The organism is Stenotrophomonas humi, assembly GCF_001431415.1.
GTDB lineage: Bacteria > Pseudomonadota > Gammaproteobacteria > Xanthomonadales > Xanthomonadaceae > Stenotrophomonas > Stenotrophomonas humi.
In genome coordinates this window covers 35859-56479 of sequence record NZ_LDJI01000012.1, presented here as the reverse complement: position 1 = coordinate 56479, position 20621 = coordinate 35859, and the positions used below count along the sequence as shown (strand labels likewise).

The following is a 20621-nucleotide window of genomic DNA, read 5'->3' as shown; positions in this document are numbered from 1 at the left end:
CGGCCGTTGTTTTGTGCCATCTGCAATAAATCTGAATCATTTCCAAATATTGCCGGCTACGGTTGCGACGCTGTGTCGCATCGGTACGCGATCTATAAGACTTTCGTCTTCGCAATCTGGAAATGTTGCTGTGCGATAATGGCGCGAACCGTAGTGGAAAACTGCGGATTTCATTCACGCGTCTGCCCATCACCTCTCTGTCTGGACAGGCGCCTTCCACTTGAGGAGCGCACACTGTGTCCGATCTTGATCAGGTCACGCTCAACGCCGGCGACACGTCGGTCGTTCTGCCTGTCGTCAAACCCGTGCTGGGCAATAACTGCGTCGATATCTCGAAGCTGACCAAGGAAACCGGTCTCTTCACCTACGACTCGGGCTACACCGCCACCGCCAGCTGCAAGTCGGCCATCACCTACATCGATGGCGACAAGGGCGTGCTGCTGTATCGCGGTTACCCGATTGAACAGCTGGCCGACAAGTCCAGCTTCGTCGAAGTCGCCTACCTGCTGATCAACGGCGAGCGTCCGAGCGCCGAGCAGCTGAAGGCCTTCGAAGCCGAATTGAGCGCCGAAGCCGGCGTGGACGAATCGATCAATACGCTGATCGGCAGCTTCGCCAAGGATGCGCATCCGATGGCGATCCTGGCTGCCTCGATCGCGCAGTTGTCGGCCAAGTACCACGCCTCGCTGGATCTGGACGACGCCGAACAGCGCCGCCAGGCTGCGGTGCGCCTGATCGCCAAGGTGCCGACCCTGTCGGCCCTGATCTACCGCCACGGCAAGGGCCTGCCGGCCAACACGCCGGACACCTCGCTGGACTACGTCAGCCGCTTCCTGAAGCAGACCTTCGAGTCGGCCGACGGCAAGTACGATCTGAACAAGGACGTGGTCAAGGCGCTGGATCTGCTGTTCATCCTGCATGCCGACCACGAGCAGAACGCTTCGACCTCGACCGTGCGTCTGGTCGGTTCCACCGGTGCCAACCCGTACGCTTCGGTCGCCGCTGGCGTGACCGCGCTGTGGGGCCCGGCGCATGGTGGTGCCAACGAAGCCGTGCTGAAGATGCTGGAAGAGATCGGTTCGGCCGACAACGTCGAGTCTGCCGTGCTCAAGGCCAAGGACAAGACCTCGGGCTTCCGCCTGATGGGCTTCGGCCACCGCGTCTACAAGAACTTCGACCCGCGCGCCAAGGTGATCGGTGAGATGACCAAGCAGGTGCTGGGCCAGCTGGGCGTGCAGGATCCGTTGCTTGATGTCGCCATCAAGCTGGAGCAGGCCGCGCTGCAGGACGATTACTTCGTCGCCCGCAAGCTGTACCCGAACGTCGATTTCTACAGCGGCATCATCTACAAGGCGCTGAATATTCCGACCGAAATGTTCACCGTGATGTTCGCGCTGGGCCGCACCGCGGGTTGGGTGTCGCATTGGCTGGAGCAGCAGGTCGATCCAGAAATGAAGATCGGCCGTCCGCGCCAGGTTTACACCGGCCACGACGTGCGCGATTACAAGTAATGGTTTCGGCGTAGCGATGCGCCGCTCCATCACGACAAAGGCCCCGCACTGCGGGGCCTTTCTGTTTCCGGCGACGCGACGACCTGCAACAAGAAAGCCGCGATTGCGTGCCGTCCGGCAGCGGATGCGGACCTGGCTTAGCGCCCGAGGGCACTCCTACGGGTCCAGCAGCAATTGGCGCACCTGCGTAAGCGTAGCCCGGGGCAGGGGCTTGCCATCGTCACCGGACACCGGTGGCTGCCGCAGCGCGTCCCCCGGCAGGATGATCAGCTCGAAGGCGATGCCATCAGCGGCGAATTCCCAACCGGGGAAGTGTTGCTTGGTCGCGTGACCGGCCAGTTGCAGTGACCACGTGCGCGCTTCGGCAGGGATGCGCTGGTCGTGCAGGAAATGATGCACCGCCTCGGCGTCATCGCAATGCAGATGCAGGATGACCGGGCTGCTGTCGCCAGCCAGGCCGGTCAGTACCGGCCCGCTCAGGCGCGGCTGGAACGCCTGCAGGAACTGCATCGCCTGCAGGGCGGATTCACGCCGCAACTGCAATGCGCCCGGCTGGGTGGTGGAGGCGAACAGGCGTTGGTGCTCGCGCAACGCCTGTTCGATGTCGGCCAGGCGCGGCCACAGTGATTCCTGGTGTATGCCCAAGCGGGCAGCGGCCTTGCGCCGGGCGTGCTCGACGTCCTGGATGCCGCTTTCGACGATGAGCCGTGCGGCCTCCTGGGCAATGCGCTGGCGGCCGCGCGCGTTGCGCTGGAGGGTCTGTGGTGTGGATGGCATCGATCAGCTCCCCGGGGTTGCGGGCCGATTGTAGGCAGACGGCGGGGCATGCGTCCCGCCGCCGGTCAGTGCCGCTTAGAAGATATCGAACGCAGCGTCGTCCGCCTGCTGGTGGTTCTGTTCGAAATCGAACTCCTGCACGCGCTCCAGGTCTTCAGTCTTGACCCATTCGGTGGCACCGTTGAGGGAGGCCTCGACCATGCCGGACGGCGGGTCGTTCTTTGCGATCGGGGCATCCTTCAGCGCGACGCGCATGTAGTCGATCCAGATCGGCAGTGCCGCCTTGCCGCCGTACTCGCGGTAGCCCAGCGAGCGGAAGTCGTCGCGGCCCACCCAGACGGTGGTCGCCAACGGCCCGCCGAATCCCGAGAACCAGGCGTCGCGGTGGTCGTTGGTCGAGCCGGTCTTGCCGCCCACGTCCTCGCGGCCGAGCACCTTGGCCTGCGCGCCGGTGCCGCGCTGGACCACGTCGCGCATCATCGACACCAGCTGGTAGGCGGTGCGTTCGTCGATGGCGCGCGGGGCGATACGTGCATCGGGATTGACCGGCTTGGCCGGTTCGTCAGCCACCGATTCGGATTCGGGCTTGGCGGGAGCCGGCTTGGCCTCGGCGCCAAAGTTGAAGCCATCCACCACCTGGTTCACCGGCGCCGAGCCGGCACCGGTCGCGCCGCCGCAACCGCGGCAGGCCAGGGCGGGGTTTTCCTTGAAGATGACGGTGCCGTCGCGGTCCTTGACCTCATCCACGACCCAGGTGTCCACGCGCGAACCACCGTTGGCGAACACGGCATAGCCGCGTGCCACCGACAACGGGGTCAGCGAGGCGGTGCCCAGCGACATCGACAGGTTCGGCGGCAGCTCGGCTTCCTGGAAGCCGAACTCGCTGATGTACTTGCGCGCGTAGTCCACGCCGATGCTGTCCAGCAGGCGCACCGACACCAGGTTGCGCGACTGCACCAGCGCTTCGCGCAGGCGCATCGGGCCGCGGAAGCCGCCGCCATCGTTCTGCGGCTGCCAGGTCTTGCCGCGTCGGTCGCGGAACACCACTGGCGCATCGAGCACGATCGAGGCCGGGTTGAAGCCCTTGTCGAACGCGGCCGCATACACGAACGGCTTGAAGCTGGAACCGGGCTGGCGACGGGCCTGGGTGGCGCGGTTGAACTTGTTGCCGGCAAAGCTGAAGCCGCCCACCAAGGCGCGCAGCGCACCGGTTTCGGCATCCAGCGATACCAGTGACGCCTGGCCGCGCGGGATCTGGTCGATCAACCATTCGCCTTCTTTCGTGCCAGCGCGGACCCGGATCATGTCGCCCCGGGTGAGCAGCTTGGCCGGCGTGCGGTTGGTCCAGCGGCTGGAAGCGACCGGCAGGATCAACTCACTGCGGTCAGCCAGCACCACGGTGACGCTGCCGTCGGCATGCGTGGCCGAGACCACGGCCGGTTGCAGCCCGGACTGCGCTGGAATGCCGGCAATGTGCCGCGCCAGCGCGGTGGCGTCGGCGTCGGCGGTGACATCGAAGTGCTGCTCCACGCCGTGCCAGCCGTGGCGATGGTCATACAGGATCAGGCCGTCACGGATGGCGGTGTTGGCCGCGTCCTGCAAGGTGCCGTTGATGGTGGTGGTGACGTGGTAGCCCTTGTTGAGCACGTCGCCGCCGTACTTGGCGATCATCTCCTGGCGCACCATCTCGGCCACGTAAGGTGCGTAGATCTCGACCGGCGGCTCATGTGGCGCAGCGTGCATCGGCACCGCCTTGGCAGCGTCAGCCTCGGCCTGGGAGATGAACTTCAGCTCGGCCATGCGCTGCAGGACGTAGTTGTCGCGGCGTTGGCGGGCGCGCTCGGGATTGCTGATCGGGTTGCCGCTGGACGGGAACTTGGGGATGCCAGCCAGCGAGGCCATTTCGTCCAGATCCAGTTCGTCCAGCTTCTTGCCGTAGTAGTACTCGGCGGCAGCGCCCACGCCGTAGGCACGGTTGCCGAAGAAGCTTTTGTTCAGGTACAGCTCGAAGATCTCGTCCTTGCTCAGCTCCTTCTCGATCTTACGAGCAAGCAGGATCTCGGCCACCTTGCGGGTGTAGCTGTATTCGGAGCTGAGGAAAAACTGGCGCGCCACCTGCTGGGTGATGGTCGAACCACCCGGAACGCGCTTGGCATCGGTGGTGGCCAGCAACCAGATCGCGCGGCCCACGCCCTTGTAGTCGACGCCGTCGTGTTCATAGAAGCGGGCGTCCTCGGTGGCGAGGAAGGCCTGCTTCAGGCGCTCCGGGACGTCCTTCATCTGGATGGGGTAGCGCCGGGTCTCGCCGAACACCGCCATCAATTTCCCTTCACTGTCATAGACATACATGGGTTCCTGCAGCTCGACATCGCGCAGGGTCTGTACATCCGGGAGCTTGGAGGAGACAACGTAATAGAGAGAGCCTGCGGCAATCGCGCCCACCAGAGCCAGGGCGATGAAGATGGCCAACAGCCAGCGAAGCCAGCGACGGAAACGTGGCATCCAAAACTTCCCAATTGCGGATTTTGTGGCCGCAGAGTATAGATTACGCAGGGGAACGGCTGGGGCCGTGTCCTGGGGAGAGTGGGAGGAGGCCGCCTAGTGCGTGATGCGTATCGCGTCTCGTGCTCTGAACGGTTGCCAACTGCTGAAATTCAGTTATTAATGCGCGGGCGCAACAAGTGCGTCCAAGTGCCCGTCGGCAGGGGAGAAACCGTGGGGCTTATCCCAAAAAGTCAGACACCAATCATCGGTGTCGACATCAGCTCGACTGCGGTCAAGCTGCTTCAGCTTTCCCGCACCGGAAATCGGTTTCGCGTGGAACATTACGCCGTGGAACCGCTTCCGCCCAATGCGGTGGTAGAAAAGAACATTGTCGAAGTCGAGGCGGTCGGGGAGGCCATCCGACGCGCTGTTGCACGTTCTGGCACCAAGGCAAAGAGCGCCGCGGCGGCAGTGGCCGGTTCGGCGGTGATCACCAAGGTGATCCCGATGCCTGCGGACCTGGACGAGAACGACATGGAGGCGCAGGTCGAGCTGGAGGCGGTGAATTACATCCCGTATCCGATCGAGGAAGTGAACCTCGATTTTGAAGTGCTCGGTCTGGTGCCCAACAACCCGGAAATGGTGCAGGTGCTGTTGGCCGCGTCGCGTTCGGAGAACGTCGAGCTGCGCCAGTCGGCGCTGGAGCTGGGCGGCCTGGTTGCCAAGGTGATGGACGTGGAAGCGTTCGCCGTCGAGAACGCATTCGCGCTCGTGGCCAGCGAGTTGCCGGTGGCCAGTGATTCGGTGGTGGCGTTGGTGGATATCGGCGCAACCATGACCACGCTCAATGTGCTGCGTGGCGGCCGTAGCCTTTACAGCCGCGAGCAGGTGTTCGGTGGCAAGCAGCTCACCGACGAGGTGATGCGACGTTATGGCCTGAGCTACGAAGAAGCTGGGCTGGCCAAGCGTCAGGGCGGCTTGCCTGAAAGCTACGAGGTCGAGGTGCTGGAGCCGTTCAAGGAGGCAACGGTGCAGCAGATCAGCCGCCTGTTGCAGTTCTTCTATGCCGGCAGCGAATTCAACCGCGTTGATCACATTGTCCTGGCCGGTGGCTGTGCTGCTTTGACCGGGCTGCCGACGATGGTGGAAGAGCAACTGGGTGTGGCGACGTCGGTGGCCAATCCGTTGGCGCAGATGACGTTGGGCCCGAAGGTGCAGGCGCATGCGCTTGCCCAGGACGCACCGGCCTTGATGATCGCTACGGGTCTGGCCATGAGGGGGTTTGACTGATGGCACGGATCAATCTTCTGCCGTGGCGTGAAGAGCGCCGCAAACAGCGGCAGCGCGAGTTCTACGGCATGTTGGGGTTTGCGGCGCTGGCGGGTGTGGTCCTGTCGGGTCTGCTGTGGTTCTACTACAGCCAGCAGATCAGCGGCCAGAACGACCGCAATGCGTTCCTTGAGGCGGAAATTGCCAAGGTCAAGGAGCAGAACAAGGAAATCGAACGGCTGGACAAGCAGAAAGCACGCCTGCTTGCCCGCAAGGAAGTGATCGAAGAGCTGCAGGGCAAGCGTTCGCAGATGGTGCACCTGTTCGACTCGCTGGTGCGCACCATCCCTGATGGCGTCGTGCTCACCGCACTCAAGCAGGAAGGCGACATCCTCACCCTGGAGGGACGCACCCAATCCAATGCGCGTGTCAGTACCTACATGCGCAACCTGGAAGGGTCGGGTTGGATGAGCAGCCCGGAGCTGTCGATCATTGAAGCCAAGGCGCAGGAAACCGGCGGTGCGGCGATCGACATCAAGTCGCTGCCCTACGTGTTCACGCTGAAGGTGAAATTGCCGACGCCAGGTGAAAGCCTCACCCCGCAGCCTGTGGCAGGTGATGCGCCTGCGGTTGCCGAACCTGCGGCTGCGCCGGCGACGCCTGAAGCACCCAAGGCCGCAGCGGAGCCGGCGGCAGCCGCGCCGAAGGAGGCTCGCTCGTGAGCAAGAAATTCAACGCCAAAGAACTGGATTTCAACAACATCGGCAATTGGCCGCAGAAGGCCAAGATGGTCTTCTGCGCGCTGCTGGCGCTGTTGATCGTGGTGCTGTCGTTCCTGCTGGTGGTCCGCGGTCAGATGAATGACCTGGAATCACTGGAAAGCAAGGAAGTCACGCTGCGTGCCGATTTCGAGCGGGAACAGCAGCGTGCCGCCAACCTGGAGCCGTTGAAGCAGCAGCTTGCACAGATGGAGCAGGTGCTGCAGCAGATGCTGCGCCAGCTGCCCAGCAAGACCGAGATGCCGGACCTGATCATCGACGTCTCGCAGACGGCGCTGTCCAGTGGCCTGAACAACGAGTTGTTCCAGCCGGGGGCCGAATCGCTGAAGGAGTTCTACGCCGAGAAGCCGATCGCATTGCGTCTGGTGGGCAGTTACCACCAGTTCGGTGCATTCGTCAGCGGCGTGGCTTCGCTGCCACGTGTGGTGATCCTCACCATGCACGACATCAACCTCAAGCCGAAGGACCCCAAGGGCGTGATCGCCCGCGGCGGCGCGCTGGAGCTGTCTGGTACGGTCAAAACCTACCGCTACCTGGATGACGCCGAGTTGGAGGAACAGGAGCAACTGGCCGAAGCAGCGAAGATCGCTGAGAAGAAGGGAGGCAAGTAAGCATGAGCAGAACTTCTTCTCTTGTCCTGGGATTGGCGTGCATGGCGGCGCTTGCCGGCTGCACGCGCGGAGTGACCAGTACGCCTGGTGAAGCCCCCAACCTGGAAAACTACGTGGCCGACGTGCGTGCGCGTGAGGCCGAGGCGTTGCCGGCGTTGCCGGTGATGCAGCAGTTCGAGACTTTCGAGTACGCCGCACAGGGCATGCGCGATCCGTTCAGTGACGCATGGGTGTCCGCCGATGGTGGCAACCAGCTGCGGCCTGATCCGGACCGTCGCAAGGAGCCGCTGGAGGCGTTCCCGCTCGACAGTCTGGACATGGTGGGCACGATTGGCGGCGGCGCGGGTGCCGTTGCCCTGGTGATGGGGCCGGACAAGGTCACCTATCGCGTGCGCCCCGGGGTGTACATGGGCCAGAGCGATGGCCGAGTCACCGGTGTCCGTGAAGACGGGATTGAACTGATTGAACTGGTGCCCGATGGCGCTGGCGGCTGGCTGGAACGTCCTGCGTCGTTGGCGCTGGACGATCGTTGATTGATTAGGGGATAGCACGATGACTTTTACCAAAGCCCTGAGCCGGCGTCCCATTCGGCGCAAAGCACTGGTCCACGTCTGCGCCTTGGGAGTGGCGTTGGCAGTGGTGTGCGGCTCTTCGTATGCGGCACAGCCGCTGGCTGCCGGTGGCGCACCCGCCGCAGGCGTCCAGCCGGCCGCTTCCGCGATTTCAGTAACCAAGATCGACTTCAAGCGGGGAGACGACGGCAGCGGCCGTTTGATCCTGCAGTTTGATGGTCAGGGGGCAAGCCCGGACCTGCGCAACCAGGGCAACAGCGTGGTGGTGGACGTGGGCAATGCCACGTTGCCGGCCGAACTGCAGCGCCCGCTCAACGTGGTGGATTTCGCCACGCCGGTGCAGCGCATCGACGCCAAGCCTTCGGGCCAGGGCGCGCAGCTGGTGTTGAGCACCACGGGCTTGTTCGACTCGCTGGCCTACCAGACCGGCAACGAATATGTGGTTGAAATCTCGCCGCGGCAGCCGGAGCTGGCGACGGGAGCAGTCACCGCCAAGACCGTGGCACAGGCAGCTGCAACGGTTGCGGCTCGCGGTTACAGCGGTCGCCCGGTGACCTTCAACTTCCAGGACGTGCCGGTGCGTACCGTCCTGCAGCTGATCGCCGAAGAGTCCAACCTCAACGTGGTGGCCTCGGATACGGTGCAGGGCAACGTGACGTTGCGCCTGGTCAACGTGCCGTGGGACCAGGCCATGGACATCGTGCTGCGGGCCAAGGGCCTGGACAAGCGTCGCGATGGTGGTGTGATCTGGGTGGCACCGCAGCCGGAGCTGGCCAAGTTCGAGCAGGACAAGGAAGACGCCCGTATCGCGATCGAGAACCGCCAGGATCTGATCACCGATTACGTGCAGATCAACTACCACAACGCCGAAGCGATCTTCAAAGCGCTGACTGAAGCCAAGGGGATCGGCAACAACAACAGCGGCAGCGGTGGCGGTGGTGGCGGCAACGGCAACGACAAGCAGGAGAATGGTTTCCTGTCACCGCGTGGCATGCTGGTCGCCGACGAGCGCACCAATACGCTGATGATCAGCGACATCCCGAAGAAAGTCGCGCAGATGCGTGAGCTGATCAAGGTGATCGATCGCCCGGTCGACCAGGTGCTGATCGAGGGCCGTATCGTCATCGCTTCCGATACCTTCGCCCGTGACCTGGGTGCGCGCTTTGGTATCCAGGGCCGTCGTGTGGGGGATCGCACGCAGGCCGTCAGCGGTTCGCTGGAAGGCAATACAAACATCATCAACAACAGTCAGGTCACAACGCGGGGTTTGAACGTCAATCTTCCCGCCAAGACCTTCACCGAGACGGCCGCGGGTGCGATTGCCTATACGCTGCTTGGCAGGAACTTCTCGTTGGACGTCGAACTTTCTGCGATGCAGGAAGAAGGTCGTGGCGAAGTGGTATCCAATCCGCGCATCGTCACCGCCAACCAGCGCGAAGGCGTGATCAAGCAGGGTAAGGAAATCGGTTACGTCACCATCACCGCCAGCGGCGCCGGCGGTGTGGCCACGCCGAACGTGCAGTTCAAGGAAGTGCTGCTGGAGCTGAAAGTCACCCCGACCATCACCCAGGACAACCGCGTCTTCCTGAACATGAACGTCAAGAAGGATGAGGTTGACAGGTACCTGGAAGTGGATGATTTCGGTGTGGTGCCGATCATCAATCGCCGTGAAGTGAATACGGCGGTTCTGGTGGAAGATGGTCAGACGGTGGTGATCGGTGGCGTGTACGAGTTCACCGACCGCAGCAGCGTGGCCAAGGTGCCGTTCCTCGGCGATATCCCGTTCTTGGGCAATCTGTTCAAGAAGCGTGGTCGCCAGAAGGACAAGGCTGAACTGCTGGTGTTCGTGACGCCGAAGATCCTGCGTGTGGCCAAGGCCGCCGAGTAATCCCTGATAGACGTTTGCAGGTAAAGGGCCGCTTGATGCGGCCCTTTACCGTTGTCACGGTGCCGTTTGAACCATTTCACCGCAGATCGGTCAAACTGCGCCTATGAACCTGCCTCCCCAGTTCCCCTCACCGACGGATGTGCCTGCCCACGATGCGGGCCTGCACCAGGAATTCACCGCACTGCGCGATGCGCTGTCCAGCGAGATCGTTGGCCAGTCATTGCTGGTCGAGCGCCTGCTGATCGCGCTGCTGGCCGATGGCCACCTGCTGGTCGAGGGCGCGCCGGGCTTGGCCAAGACCACCGCAATTCGTGCGCTGGCCTCGCGGGTGGATGCCAGCTTCGCGCGTATCCAGTTCACCCCCGACCTGCTGCCAGCCGATCTCACCGGTACTGATATCTGGCGGGCCCAGGAAGGGCGCTTCGAGTTCCAGGCCGGGCCGATCTTCCATCCGATCCTGCTGGCCGACGAGATCAACCGTGCACCGGCGAAGGTGCAGTCAGCACTGCTGGAAGCCATGGGAGAGCGGCAGGTGACGGTGGGGCGCAGCACCTATCCGTTGCCGGAGGTGTTTCTGGTGATGGCCACGCAGAACCCGATCGAGCAGGAAGGTACGTTCCCGTTGCCCGAAGCGCAGTTGGACCGTTTTCTGATGCATGTCCGCATCGGCTACCCCGATGCCAACGCGGAAACCGAAATCCTGCGCCTGGCCCGCGAGCGCGCCCTGCAGGCCATGCAGCACAAGCCGGCAACGCTGCAGAAGTTGTCGCTGGAGAAGATCGGGCAGGCCCGCAGGGCAGTGCTGGAACTGCACATGGCGCCGCAGCTTGAACGCTACCTGGTCGCATTGGTGCTGGCCTCGCGTGATGCCAGTGGTTATGACGCCAGTCTGGCCAAGCGTATCGCCTGGGGCGCAAGCCCGCGCGGCTCGATCGCGCTGGAGCGCTGCGCGCGGGCCCGTGCCTGGTTGGCTGGACGCGATTTCGTGACCCCTGACGACATCCGCGCGGTGGCGCCTGACGTGCTGCGGCACCGGGTGCTGCCCAGCTATGAAGCGGCGGCGGAAGGCTGGGACGGCGAGCGGCTGGTGGCGGCCTTGCTTGATCGCGTGCCGTTGCCTTGAGGCATGCACGGTGTGCGGCATTTCCCCTTTGAATCCAACTGATTCCCGCCCCGGGGCCTGCGATGACTAACCAGGCTTCCAGCGCTCATGCGCGCGTTGAACATGGCGACGAGTTGCAGCCCGGTACCCGGCCGCAGCTGGCCGAACTGATCGCCCTGCGCCGGACCGCGATGCAAGGGCGCCAGGCGCGGCGCGGACATTACGCGGTGAGCGGGCGAGCGGCGTCGACGATGCGCGGACGTGGCATGGAGTACGCCGAGTCCCGTGAATACGTGGCCGGTGATGATGCCCGTCATATCGACTGGAAACTCACCGCACGCACTGACGCCACCCACACCAAGACGTTCCAGACCGAGCGCGAACGGGTCACCCTGCTGGTGGCCGATACCGCGCCTGCGCTGTACTTCGGAACACGCGTGCGCTTCAAATCGGTGCAGGCTGCTCGCGCTGGCGCGGTGGCGACCTGGTCAGCGCTACGCGACGGGGATCGCCTCGCCGCGTTGCGCGGCAGCCGTCAGCAATCGCTGGTGCCGCCGGCGGGTGGAACGCGAGGGGCATTGCGTGTGCTGGATGCACTCACCCGCTGGTACGCCGAACCGCAGGCCGATGACGCCGGGTTGCAGTTTGCACTTGAGCGTGCCGCGCGCGTGTTGCATCCGGGTGCGCGTGCGGTGGTGCTGGCCGATCCGGCTAGCGCGTCTGCCGTGCCTGCTGCGGTGTGGTCGGCATTGTCCATGCATGTGGAAGTGCAGCTGCTGTTGCTGGTGGATCCGTTGGAAATATCGCCGCCGCAATGCGTGTTGCCGGTGGCGACGTCAGCGGGGCGGATGCGCTTTGATCTGAGTTCTGAGGCGGTGCGCAGTGCCTGGCATGACGCGTTGATCGGGCCGGTGGAAACGCTGCTGCGGCAGCTGCCCGGCCGCCGTATCCGCGTCAGTACCTTGTGCAGCAATGACGCCAGTGATGCCTGGTTGGGCACGGCGGGTCTTCGGAGGTCCGCATGATTGCCGCACAACTGCCACTGCGGGACGTGCACCTGCCTCCGGCACCCGGCTGGTGGCCGTTGGCGCCAGGCTGGTGGCTGGTGATCGCGGTGGTGATCCTGGTTGTGTCAGCGATCACCACGATGTATCTGATCCGGCAACGACGGCTGCAGCGTTGGGCGCAGGTGTTTGATCAGCAATTGGTTGCCAGTGATAGCGGCCCCTCGCGCTTGGCCGCCGCGTCAGAACTATTGCGCCGTGCATCACGCAGCGTCGATGCGCAGGCGGTGTTGCTGCACGGCGAGGCGTGGCTGCGATTTCTGGATGGACGCAAAGGCGACGCCTTCAGCAAGGGGGAGGGGCGGGTGCTGCTGGAAGGTGGCTTCCGCCCGCAGGTGGATGCAGAAGCCGTCGAGCGCGCGTGTGGATTGGCGCGGACACGTTTTCTTGAATTGATGGCGGGGAAGCGCTGATGCAGGCGTTGCTCGACATGCTGCCCGTTGGCTGGCCGGAGTTTGCCTGGCCTTGGATGTGGCTGCTGCTGCCTTTGCCTGTACTGATGCGTTGGTGGCCGTTGCGCGATGAGAACGCGCCGGCATTGCGCGTGCCTTATGACCCTGCACGCCTGCAGCTGCAGATAGCCCGGGGACGCGGTGGTGCCTGGTTGGGCGCGATGTTGCTGGGGTTGGCCTGGGTGTTTCTATGTGCCGCGGCCGCGCGGCCGCAGCAACTGGGCGAACCGGTGGAGCCACCCCATGAAGCGCGGCAGATGATGCTGGCGGTGGATCTGTCCGGCAGCATGGAAGAGCCCGACATGCAACTCGGCGGGCGCATCGTGGATCGCCTCACTGCCGCCAAGGCCGTGCTTGCCGACTTCCTGGATCGCCGTGAGGGTGATCGCATCGGTCTGGTCGTATTCGGTCAACGTGCCTACGCGCTTACCCCCCTGACTGCCGACCGTGCCTCGGTGCGCGAACAGTTGCGCGACAGCGTGGTGGGCCTGGCCGGTCGCGAGACAGCACTGGGTGATGCGATCGCACTGTCGGTAAAGCGCCTGCGTGAACAGCCGGAAGGGCAGCGAGTGGTGATCATGCTCACCGACGGCCTCAACACCGCCGGTGTGCTGGAACCGTTGAAAGCGGCGGAGTTGGCCAAGGCCGAAGGCGTACGCGTCTACACGGTGGCTTTTGGGGGCACCGGGCAGGCGTCGTTGTTCGGCGTGCAGTTGCCAGGCGGCGAGGACCCGGTTGATGAGGACACGCTGTCCAAGATCGCCAGCGAAACCGGTGGTCGCTTTTTCCGCGCGCGCGATACCGACGAACTGGCCGGCATCTACGCTGAACTGGATCGGCTGGAGCCGGTGCAGAGTGCGGGCCCGGCGGTGCGCCCGCGCATCGAACGCTACGGCTGGCCATTGAGCATGGCCCTGCTGTTCGGCGTGCTGGGGCTGGCATGGCGGGGGCTGCGCGCATGAATCTTTGGCAGCAGCTGCATTTTCTGCGTCCGGAATGGTTGTGGGCACTGTTGCTGGTGCCGCTGGCATTGCTGGGCAATAGTTACCTGCAGCGGCGTCGCAGCCGCTGGCACGAAGCGGTGGATGCACACCTGTTGCCACACCTGCTCACCGGTACCAGCAAGCGCCGATGGTGGGGGCGCGTGGCGTTGTCGCTGGGCTTGCTGCTGGCGGTGCTCGCACTGGCCGGTCCAAGTTGGCGACAGGTGGAGCAACCGTTGTGGGAAACCAAGACGCCGTTGGTGATCGTGCTGGATCTTTCCAGCAGCATTCGTGCGCCGGATCTGCCGCCATCGCGGCTGCTGCAGGTGCGGGCCAAGCTCGCCAGCTTGCTGCGTGAACGCAAAGGCGGCGAAGTGGCATTGATTGCCTATGCGTGGGAGCCCTTCACCGTGGCACCGCTGACCGATGATGCGGCCAATGTCGCGTTGTTTCTGGATGCGTTGGCACCGGAAGTCATGCCGTTGGATGGGCAGAAAACAGACCGTGCGCTGGCATGGGCGGGGGACCTGCTGAAACAATCCGGCGCGCGCAGCGGGGATGTGCTGTTGCTGACCGATCATGCCGATGCCGCAGCCGTGACCGCTGCGGCGCAGCTGCGCGCGGCCGGGCATGAGGTTTCGGTACTTGGTCTGGGCAGTCTGCAGGGTGCGTCCTATCGTGATTCGCGCGGCGGTATCGAGCATGCGCATCTGGATGAGACATCGCTGCGGGCACTGGCGGTTGCCGGGGGGGGGCGTTACCAGCGTCTTGCCGGCACCGATGCCGACCTGCAGGCACTGGACGTGCTGCAGCCACAGGCGCAAGCCAGCAGCCGGCAGCGGAGCGAGCAGGGCAGATCCTGGCAGGACGAGGGGTATTGGCTGCTGCTGCCATTGTTGCTGCTGGCCTTGTTTGCCTTCCGACGTCCGCGCCGGGTGTTGCCGCTGTTCGTACTGTGTGCATTGCTGCCGATGATGCAGCCGGCAGCGGCCGCCGAGCAGGGCGGGTGGTGGCAACGTGCTGACCAACTGCAGCATCAGCGGCTGAGCGAAGGCGTGGATGCGTACCGGCAAGGTGATTTCGCCACCGCGCAGAAGCGGTTCGAGGGCATCGATTCGGACCAGGGTTGGTACAACCTTGGCAACGCGCTGGCGCGTCAGGGCCGTCTGGATGACGCCATCAATGCCTATGACCGTGCGTTGAAGCTGCATCCGGACATGGAAGATGCCGTCGCCAATCGTGCAGCCGTGGACGCCGCGCGCAAGCGCAAGTCGCAGCAGGACCAGAAGGATCAGCAACAGGGCGACAAGGGCAAGCAGAAACCGCAGCAGGGTCAGGATTCACAAGGCCAGCAAACGCCGAATCCGCAGCAGGGCCAACAGCAACAAGGCCAGCAGCAATCCGATTCCTCGCAGCAGGGGCAGCCGCAATCGTCCGACAGCAAAGACGCTGGCCAGCAAGGGCAGCAAGGTGACCAAGGCAAGCCACGTCAGGAATCGGGCGAGCCGGAAGGCGAGGACGCCGGCAAGCAGCAGCAGGCCGACCAGGCCCAGCGTCAGCGCATGCAGGAAGCGATGCGTCAGCGTCAGCGTCAGGGCCAGGCAGGAAACGAAACAGACGAGGCCGCTGCCGCGCGCGCGGCGATGACGCCGCAGCAACGCGAGCAGCAGCAGGCGGTGGAAGCATGGATGCAGCGCGTACCGGATGAGCCGGGCGATCTGCTGAAGGCGAAATTCCAGCTCGAGTACGAGCGACGGATGCGGGAACGGCGATGAGTACAGGTAGCAGGTACCGGAAGTTCAACCGATGGGTGTTGTTGTGCCTTCTCGCCAGCATGAGCATGAGCATGAGCGTGGGCATGGCGCATGCACAGACCCGCGCCTGGTTGGACCGGGACAGCATCAGCCAGGGCGAAACCGTCACCCTCAATATCGAAACCGACCAGGGTGGGGTGCCGGATTACGCGCCGTTGCGTGCGGATTTCGCATTGAGCAACCAGAGCAGCAGCCGCCAGATGCAGATGCGCAACGGTGCGGTCAGCAACACCGCCCTGTTTGCGGTTGCATTGTCGCCGCAGCGAACCGGTACGTTGATCATTCCCGCGTTGCGTGTGGGCAACGCGCAGACGGCGCCGATGCAGCTGGTGGTAACGCAGGCACCGGTTGCCAGCCGTGACAGCAATGCGCTGGCCTTCATCGAAACCGATGTCGACGTCACCCAGCCTTACGTGCAGCAGAGCGTGGGCGTGGTGGTGCGCTTGTTCTTCGCCACCCAGTTGGCCTCCGGTGAATTGGTGCTGGATACGCCGGCCGGCGCCTCGCTGCAGCGGGTCGGTGATGACCGCACCTCGACGCGTGAGATCGGCGGCCGTCGTTACAACGTGGTCGAGCGTCGCTTCCTGCTTGTGCCCGAACGCAGCGGTCCGCTGCAGGTCACGGGTGCACGTTTCAGCGGCCAGGGAGTGGGTGGCTTCTTCGATGATTTCTTCGGCCGTGACAACGGCCAGCTCAGTGCCCGCGGGCCGGACCAGACACTGCAGGTGAGGGCCATACCGGCCGATGCGCCGCAGCCATGGCTGCCGCTCAAAGGCCTGCAGCTGCGCTACACCGCAGCACCCCGGCAGGGCCGTACCGGTGAAGCGACCACCATCGTGGTCGAGGCCACGGCCAACGGCGTGACCAAGGCGCAGTTCCCCGAACTACCGGTGCCCTCGCTCGGTGATAGTGCGCAGGTGTTTGCCGAGCCGCCGCAGTACGACGAAACCTTCAATGGCGGCAGTCCACAGCTGAAGCTGACACGACGGTACTCCATCGTGCCGCAGCAGCCGGGCACGCTGACCGTGCCGGGTATCGGCATGGAATGGTGGGATGTGCAGGCCGGGCAGGCGCGGACCGCCACCTTGCCGGACCTGCAGTTGCAGATCACGCAAGGCGCCGGCGGGATCGCCGCGCCGCCATTGGTACAGCCGGCAGCGGCGGCTGCGGCCGTGCCGGACGAAGCCCTGGCCGTGGCCGCGTCGGCAGCCGTGCGTCCATGGGTGTGGCCAGCCCTGGCAGCGGGCTTCGCCTTGCTGTGGCTGGTCACCCTTGTCTGGGGATTATCGCGCCGGGCCGCTGGCGCTCAGGGCGAGCGTGAAGCACCCCGCGTTGTGGGGACACACGGTTCGCGTTACAGCTCGGCCGACCTGCGCCGTGCCTTGGATGTGGGCGGTCTGGATGAGGTTGTCCACATTCTTGCGGCGATGGCGGGCGTGGATGATCTGGACGCGGTGATGGCCAAACTTGACGATGAGTCACAGCGCCAGGCGTTGGAGCGCATGCAACGGGCACGCTGGGCAGGCGAGGGTGATGTGGCGGCAGCCAGGGCACGCCTGCGCGAGGTTTTCCGCCAGGGGCCGCATTGGCGTGGCCGGGCAATGGCGGAAAAACCCGTGCTCGACCCTCTATATCCGGGATGAAAGCTGAAAAGGGCGGTTGTATACCGTCTGTTAAGCTGAATAATTCTCTGGAGGGAAACCCACGATGGCCAACGCCGCAACGCCACGCACGAAAATGCCGTTCCACTGGAAGATTGGGATCGGCTTCGGCATCGGTCTGCTGCTTGGCCTGATCGTGCACACGGTGAGTCCGGGGGCGCCGTGGGTGCATGCGGTGACGACGTATCTGACGACGCCGGTATCGGGGTTGTTCCTGAGCCTGATCTTCATGCTCATCGTGCCGCTGATCTTCTCGGCGCTGGTGATGGGTGTGTCGGAGATGGGCGACATCCGTTCGCTGGGCCGCATCGGCTGGAAGTCGCTGGCCTACACCATCGTGTTGTCTGGTGTGGCGGTGTTGATCGGGCTGGTGCTGGTCAACCTGTTCAAGCCCGGTGCGGGCGTGGACCCGGCCGTGGCCGCGCAGTTGCTGGCCGAGAACGCCGAACGCAGCAAGGAGATCGTGGCCGGTGTCGGCTCCCAGCCTAAGGGCTTGGAAATGCTGTTGTCGATCGTGCCGAACAACGTGCTCGAAGCGGCTTCCGACAACGGCAAGATCCTGTCGCTGATGTTCTTCGCCTTGATGCTGGGCGTCGGCATGGTGCTGTCGCCGGCCGAAAAGGTCGCCACGCTGCGCAAGGCCATCGAAGGCCTGTTTGAAATCTCGATGACCCTGATCAATCTGGTCATCCGCCTGGCGCCCTACGCGGTGGCCTGTTTCATGTTCAACCTGGCGGCCATCTTCGGTTTCAGCCTGTTGATCAAGCTGGGTGCATACGTGGGCGTGGTGGTGCTGGCGCTGGCGCTGCACATGTTTGTCAGCTACGGCATCGCGGTGAAGCTGGCCGGGCGCTCGCCGTTGAAGTTCTTCCGCGAGACCCAGGAAGCCACCTTGATGGCGTTCTCTACCGCCTCGTCCAACGCGACCTTGCCAACCGCGTTGCGGGTGGCTGACCAGATGGGCTTCCCGCACAAAGTGTCGCGCTTTGTGCTGACCGTGGGTGCCACCGCCAACCAGAACGGCACCGCGCTGTTCGAGGGTGTGACGGTGATCTTCCTGGCGCAGTTCTTCGGCGTGGACCTGAGCATCGGCCAACAGTTCATGGTGATGGTGGTCTGCATCCTGGGCGGTATTGGCACTGCGGGCGTGCCGTCCGGGTCGCTGCCGGTGGTGGCGCTGATCTGCGCGATGGTCGGCGTAAATCCGGTGGGCATTGGCCTGATCCTGGGCGTCAACCACTTCCTGGACATGTGCCGTACCGCGCTCAATGTCACGGGCGACCTGGCCCTGACCACCCTGGTGGCGCGTGGTGAAAGCGATGAAAGCATGGCCGGGCAGGCTTCCCGCGAGTAAGTCTTCAGCCTGACTGCAAGCCGGAACGGCCACCTGAACAGGTGGCCGTTCTGCTTTGTGTAGATGGCGAAAGCGGGCGCTTCGGGCGGGCGTTCTGGCCTGAACCGCGCGGTGGCTTGTGGGACAATAGGCCGCCCGCAGTTCCGCGGGAGCCTCCCGATTCCGACGAAACCATGACGCAGCCCACCCGCCGCCAGTTGGCGAACGCCATCCGTTTTCTTGCCGCTGATGCGGTCGAAGCCGCCAAGTCCGGTCATCCCGGCATGCCGATGGGCATGGCCGATATCGCCGAAGTGCTCTGGAACGATTACCACCGCCATAACCCGAACAACCCGAACTGGTTCAACCGTGACCGTTTCGTGTTGTCCAACGGGCATGGCTCGATGCTGCACTACGCGCTGCTGCACCTGAGCGGCTACGACCTGCCGATCGAGCAGCTCAAGGCATTCCGCCAGCTGGGCAGCAAGACCGCCGGCCACCCGGAGCGTCACGAAACCCCGGGCGTGGAAACCACCACCGGCCCGCTGGGTCAGGGTCTGGCGAACGCCGTGGGCTTCGCACTGGCCGAGAAGCTGCTGTCGCAGCGTTACAACCGCCCGGAATTTGAAGTCGTCGATCACCGCACCTGGGTGTTCATGGGCGACGGTTGCCTGATGGAAGGCATCTCGCACGAAGCCGCATCGCTGGCCGGCACCTGGGGCCTGAGCAAGCTGGTGTGCTTCTGGGATGACAACAACATCTCCATCGACGGTGAAGTGGAAGGCTGGTTCACCGACAACACCCCGGAGCGTTTCGAAGCCTATGGCTGGAACGTGGTGCGCGGCGTCGACGGCCACAATCCGGAAAGCATCAAGGCCGGCATCGAGCAGGCGCTGTCGCAGTTCGACAAGCCGACCCTGATCTGCTGCAAGACCACGATTGGTTTTGGTTCGCCGAACAAGGCCGGCCAGGAATCCAGCCACGGCGCACCGCTGGGCAAGGACGAACTGGAAGCCACCCGCAAGGCGCTGGACTGGTCGTATGCCCCGTTCGAGATTCCGGAAGACATCTACGCCGGCTGGCGTGCAGGCGGTACCGGCACGCTGCGCCAGGCTGAGTGGGAACAGCTGTTCGACAAGTACGCCGCCCAGTTCCCGGAACAGGCCGAAGAGCTGACCCGCCGTTCGCACGGTGAGCTGCCGGACGACTTCATTGCCAAGGCCGATGCCTACATCGCCCAGGTGCAGGCCGAAGCGCCGAACATCGCCTCGCGCAAGGCGTCGCAGAACGCGATCCAGGCCTTCGCACCGCTGCTGCCGGAAATCATCGGTGGTTCGGCCGACCTGGCCGGTTCCAACCTGACCCTGTGGAAGGGCGCGCAGACCGTGGTCGGCGAAGACCCTAACGCCAACTACGTGCATTACGGCGTGCGTGAGTTCGGCATGAGCGCCATCGCCAATGGTCTGGCCCTGCACGGCGGTTTCCTGCCGTTCGACGCGACCTTCCTGGTGTTCAGCGACTACGCCCGCAACGCGCTGCGGATGAGCGCGCTGATCCCGGCGCACGTCATCCACGTGTTCACCCATGACTCGATCGGTCTGGGCGAAGACGGCCCGACCCACCAGCCGGTCGAGCATGTGTCCTCGCTGCGCTACATCCCCAACAACGATGTGTGGCGCCCGTGCGATGCCGCCGAATCGGCGGTCAGCTGGAAGGCTGCCATCGTGCGCAAGGATGGCCCGAGCTGCCTGATCTTCAGTCGCCAGAACCTGGCCCCGCAGCAGCGCAGCGCCGAGCAGGTCAAGCAGATCGAACGCGGCGGCTACGTGCTGGCCGACGCGGCTGGTACGCCGGATGTGATCCTGATCGGCACCGGCTCGGAGATTGGTCTGGCCATGGCGGCCAAGGCCGAGCTCGACGCTGCCGGCATCAAGGTCCGCGTGGTATCGATGCCCTGCACCGACGTGTTCGACCGCCAGGACGCGGCTTACCGCGAATCCGTGCTGCCCAATGCCATCCGTGCACGCGTGGCCGTGGAAGCTGGTGTCACCGGTTTCTGGCGCCAGTACGTGGGCCTGGACGGTGCGGTGATCGGTCTGGATACCTTCGGTGCCTCGGCCCCGGCCGACAAGCTGTACCAGCACTTCGGCATCACCACCGAAGCCGTGGTTGCCGCTGCCAAGGCCGTCGTCGCCAACTGATCGCTGTGGTGGGTTTGAGACAGCAGAAAGGCCGGGGATTACCCGGCCTTTCTGTTGGTCTGCCGGCAATACCGGCAATGCTTCTTCGTGGTCCGGGATCAGGTCCGGGATCAGGTCCGG

The 20621-nt window shown here is 64.2% G+C and carries 16 protein-coding genes; 14 read left to right on the top strand and 2 right to left on the bottom strand.

Annotated features, from left to right (window positions below; all coding sequences use genetic code 11):
- Nucleotides 1-236 precede the first annotated feature (236 nt).
- Nucleotides 237-1511, top strand: coding sequence for a citrate synthase (locus ABB26_RS06545; RefSeq protein WP_057632880.1), 1275 nt, complete (start codon nucleotides 237-239; stop codon nucleotides 1509-1511).
- 156 nt (nucleotides 1512-1667) lie between these two features.
- Here the strand turns inward: ABB26_RS06545 and ABB26_RS06540 are convergent, their stop codons facing one another.
- Both ABB26_RS06540 and ABB26_RS06535 read right to left on the bottom strand, forming a co-directional pair.
- Nucleotides 1668-2288 carry a hypothetical protein gene (locus tag ABB26_RS06540; protein WP_057632879.1) on the bottom strand — a complete coding sequence of 207 codons (621 nt, stop codon included), beginning with the start codon at nucleotides 2286-2288 and terminating at the stop codon, nucleotides 1668-1670.
- Between the two features lie 75 nt (nucleotides 2289-2363).
- A complete protein-coding gene (locus tag ABB26_RS06535; RefSeq protein WP_057632878.1) occupies nucleotides 2364-4790 on the bottom strand; it encodes a penicillin-binding protein 1A in 2427 nt (808 codons plus the stop codon).
- A gap of 213 nt (nucleotides 4791-5003) precedes the next feature.
- Here ABB26_RS06535 and ABB26_RS06530 point away from each other — a divergent pair, with 213 nt between their 5' ends.
- The 13 genes from ABB26_RS06530 (at nucleotide 5004) to tkt (ending at nucleotide 20501) form a co-directional block, all read left to right on the top strand.
- A complete protein-coding gene (locus ABB26_RS06530; protein ID WP_057633001.1) occupies nucleotides 5004-6062 on the top strand; it encodes a pilus assembly protein PilM in 1059 nt (352 codons plus the stop codon).
- Nucleotides 6062-6763 carry a PilN domain-containing protein gene (locus ABB26_RS06525; protein WP_057632877.1) on the top strand — a complete coding sequence of 234 codons (702 nt, stop codon included), beginning with the start codon at nucleotides 6062-6064 and terminating at the stop codon, nucleotides 6761-6763. The genes ABB26_RS06530 and ABB26_RS06525 overlap by 1 nt, the downstream gene beginning before the upstream one ends.
- The gene (locus ABB26_RS06520) at nucleotides 6760-7431 is read left to right on the top strand and encodes a type IV pilus inner membrane component PilO (protein WP_057632876.1); all 672 of its coding nucleotides are present in this window, start codon (nucleotides 6760-6762) and stop codon (nucleotides 7429-7431) included. The genes ABB26_RS06525 and ABB26_RS06520 overlap by 4 nt, the downstream gene beginning before the upstream one ends.
- Nucleotides 7432-7433: 2 nt before the next feature.
- Entirely contained in the window at nucleotides 7434-7964 is a 531-nt protein-coding gene (locus tag ABB26_RS06515) for a pilus assembly protein PilP (protein ID WP_057632875.1), read from the top strand.
- A 19-nt stretch (nucleotides 7965-7983) separates the two neighbouring features.
- Nucleotides 7984-9891, top strand: coding sequence for a type IV pilus secretin PilQ (locus ABB26_RS06510; protein ID WP_057632874.1), 1908 nt, complete (start codon nucleotides 7984-7986; stop codon nucleotides 9889-9891).
- A gap of 103 nt (nucleotides 9892-9994) precedes the next feature.
- Nucleotides 9995-11014: an AAA family ATPase gene (locus ABB26_RS06505; RefSeq protein WP_057632873.1), complete on the top strand. Its 1020-nt coding sequence runs from the start codon at nucleotides 9995-9997 to the stop codon at nucleotides 11012-11014.
- A 62-nt stretch (nucleotides 11015-11076) separates the two neighbouring features.
- Nucleotides 11077-12018, top strand: coding sequence for a DUF58 domain-containing protein (locus tag ABB26_RS06500; protein ID WP_057632872.1), 942 nt, complete (start codon nucleotides 11077-11079; stop codon nucleotides 12016-12018).
- Nucleotides 12015-12470 carry a DUF4381 domain-containing protein gene (locus ABB26_RS06495; RefSeq protein ID WP_057632871.1) on the top strand — a complete coding sequence of 152 codons (456 nt, stop codon included), beginning with the start codon at nucleotides 12015-12017 and terminating at the stop codon, nucleotides 12468-12470. Before ABB26_RS06500 ends, ABB26_RS06495 begins: the two co-directional genes overlap by 4 nt.
- Nucleotides 12470-13471, top strand: a complete 1002-nt coding sequence (locus ABB26_RS06490) for a vWA domain-containing protein (protein ID WP_152982580.1) — start codon at nucleotides 12470-12472, stop codon at nucleotides 13469-13471. The genes ABB26_RS06495 and ABB26_RS06490 overlap by 1 nt, the downstream gene beginning before the upstream one ends.
- Nucleotides 13468-15267 carry a VWA domain-containing protein gene (locus ABB26_RS06485; protein ID WP_245626153.1) on the top strand — a complete coding sequence of 600 codons (1800 nt, stop codon included), beginning with the start codon at nucleotides 13468-13470 and terminating at the stop codon, nucleotides 15265-15267. Before ABB26_RS06490 ends, ABB26_RS06485 begins: the two co-directional genes overlap by 4 nt.
- Complete coding sequence (locus ABB26_RS06480; protein WP_057632869.1) at nucleotides 15264-16949, top strand: BatD family protein; 1686 nt, start codon at nucleotides 15264-15266, stop codon at nucleotides 16947-16949. Before ABB26_RS06485 ends, ABB26_RS06480 begins: the two co-directional genes overlap by 4 nt.
- A gap of 64 nt (nucleotides 16950-17013) precedes the next feature.
- On the top strand, nucleotides 17014-18321 hold the full coding sequence (locus ABB26_RS06475) for a dicarboxylate/amino acid:cation symporter (RefSeq protein ID WP_057632868.1): 1308 nt from the start codon (nucleotides 17014-17016) through the stop codon (nucleotides 18319-18321).
- Between the two features lie 173 nt (nucleotides 18322-18494).
- Nucleotides 18495-20501 (top strand): transketolase, encoded by a 2007-nt coding sequence (gene tkt, locus ABB26_RS06470; protein ID WP_057632867.1) that lies wholly within the window; start codon nucleotides 18495-18497, stop codon nucleotides 20499-20501.
- Nucleotides 20502-20621: the final 120 nt, after the last annotated feature.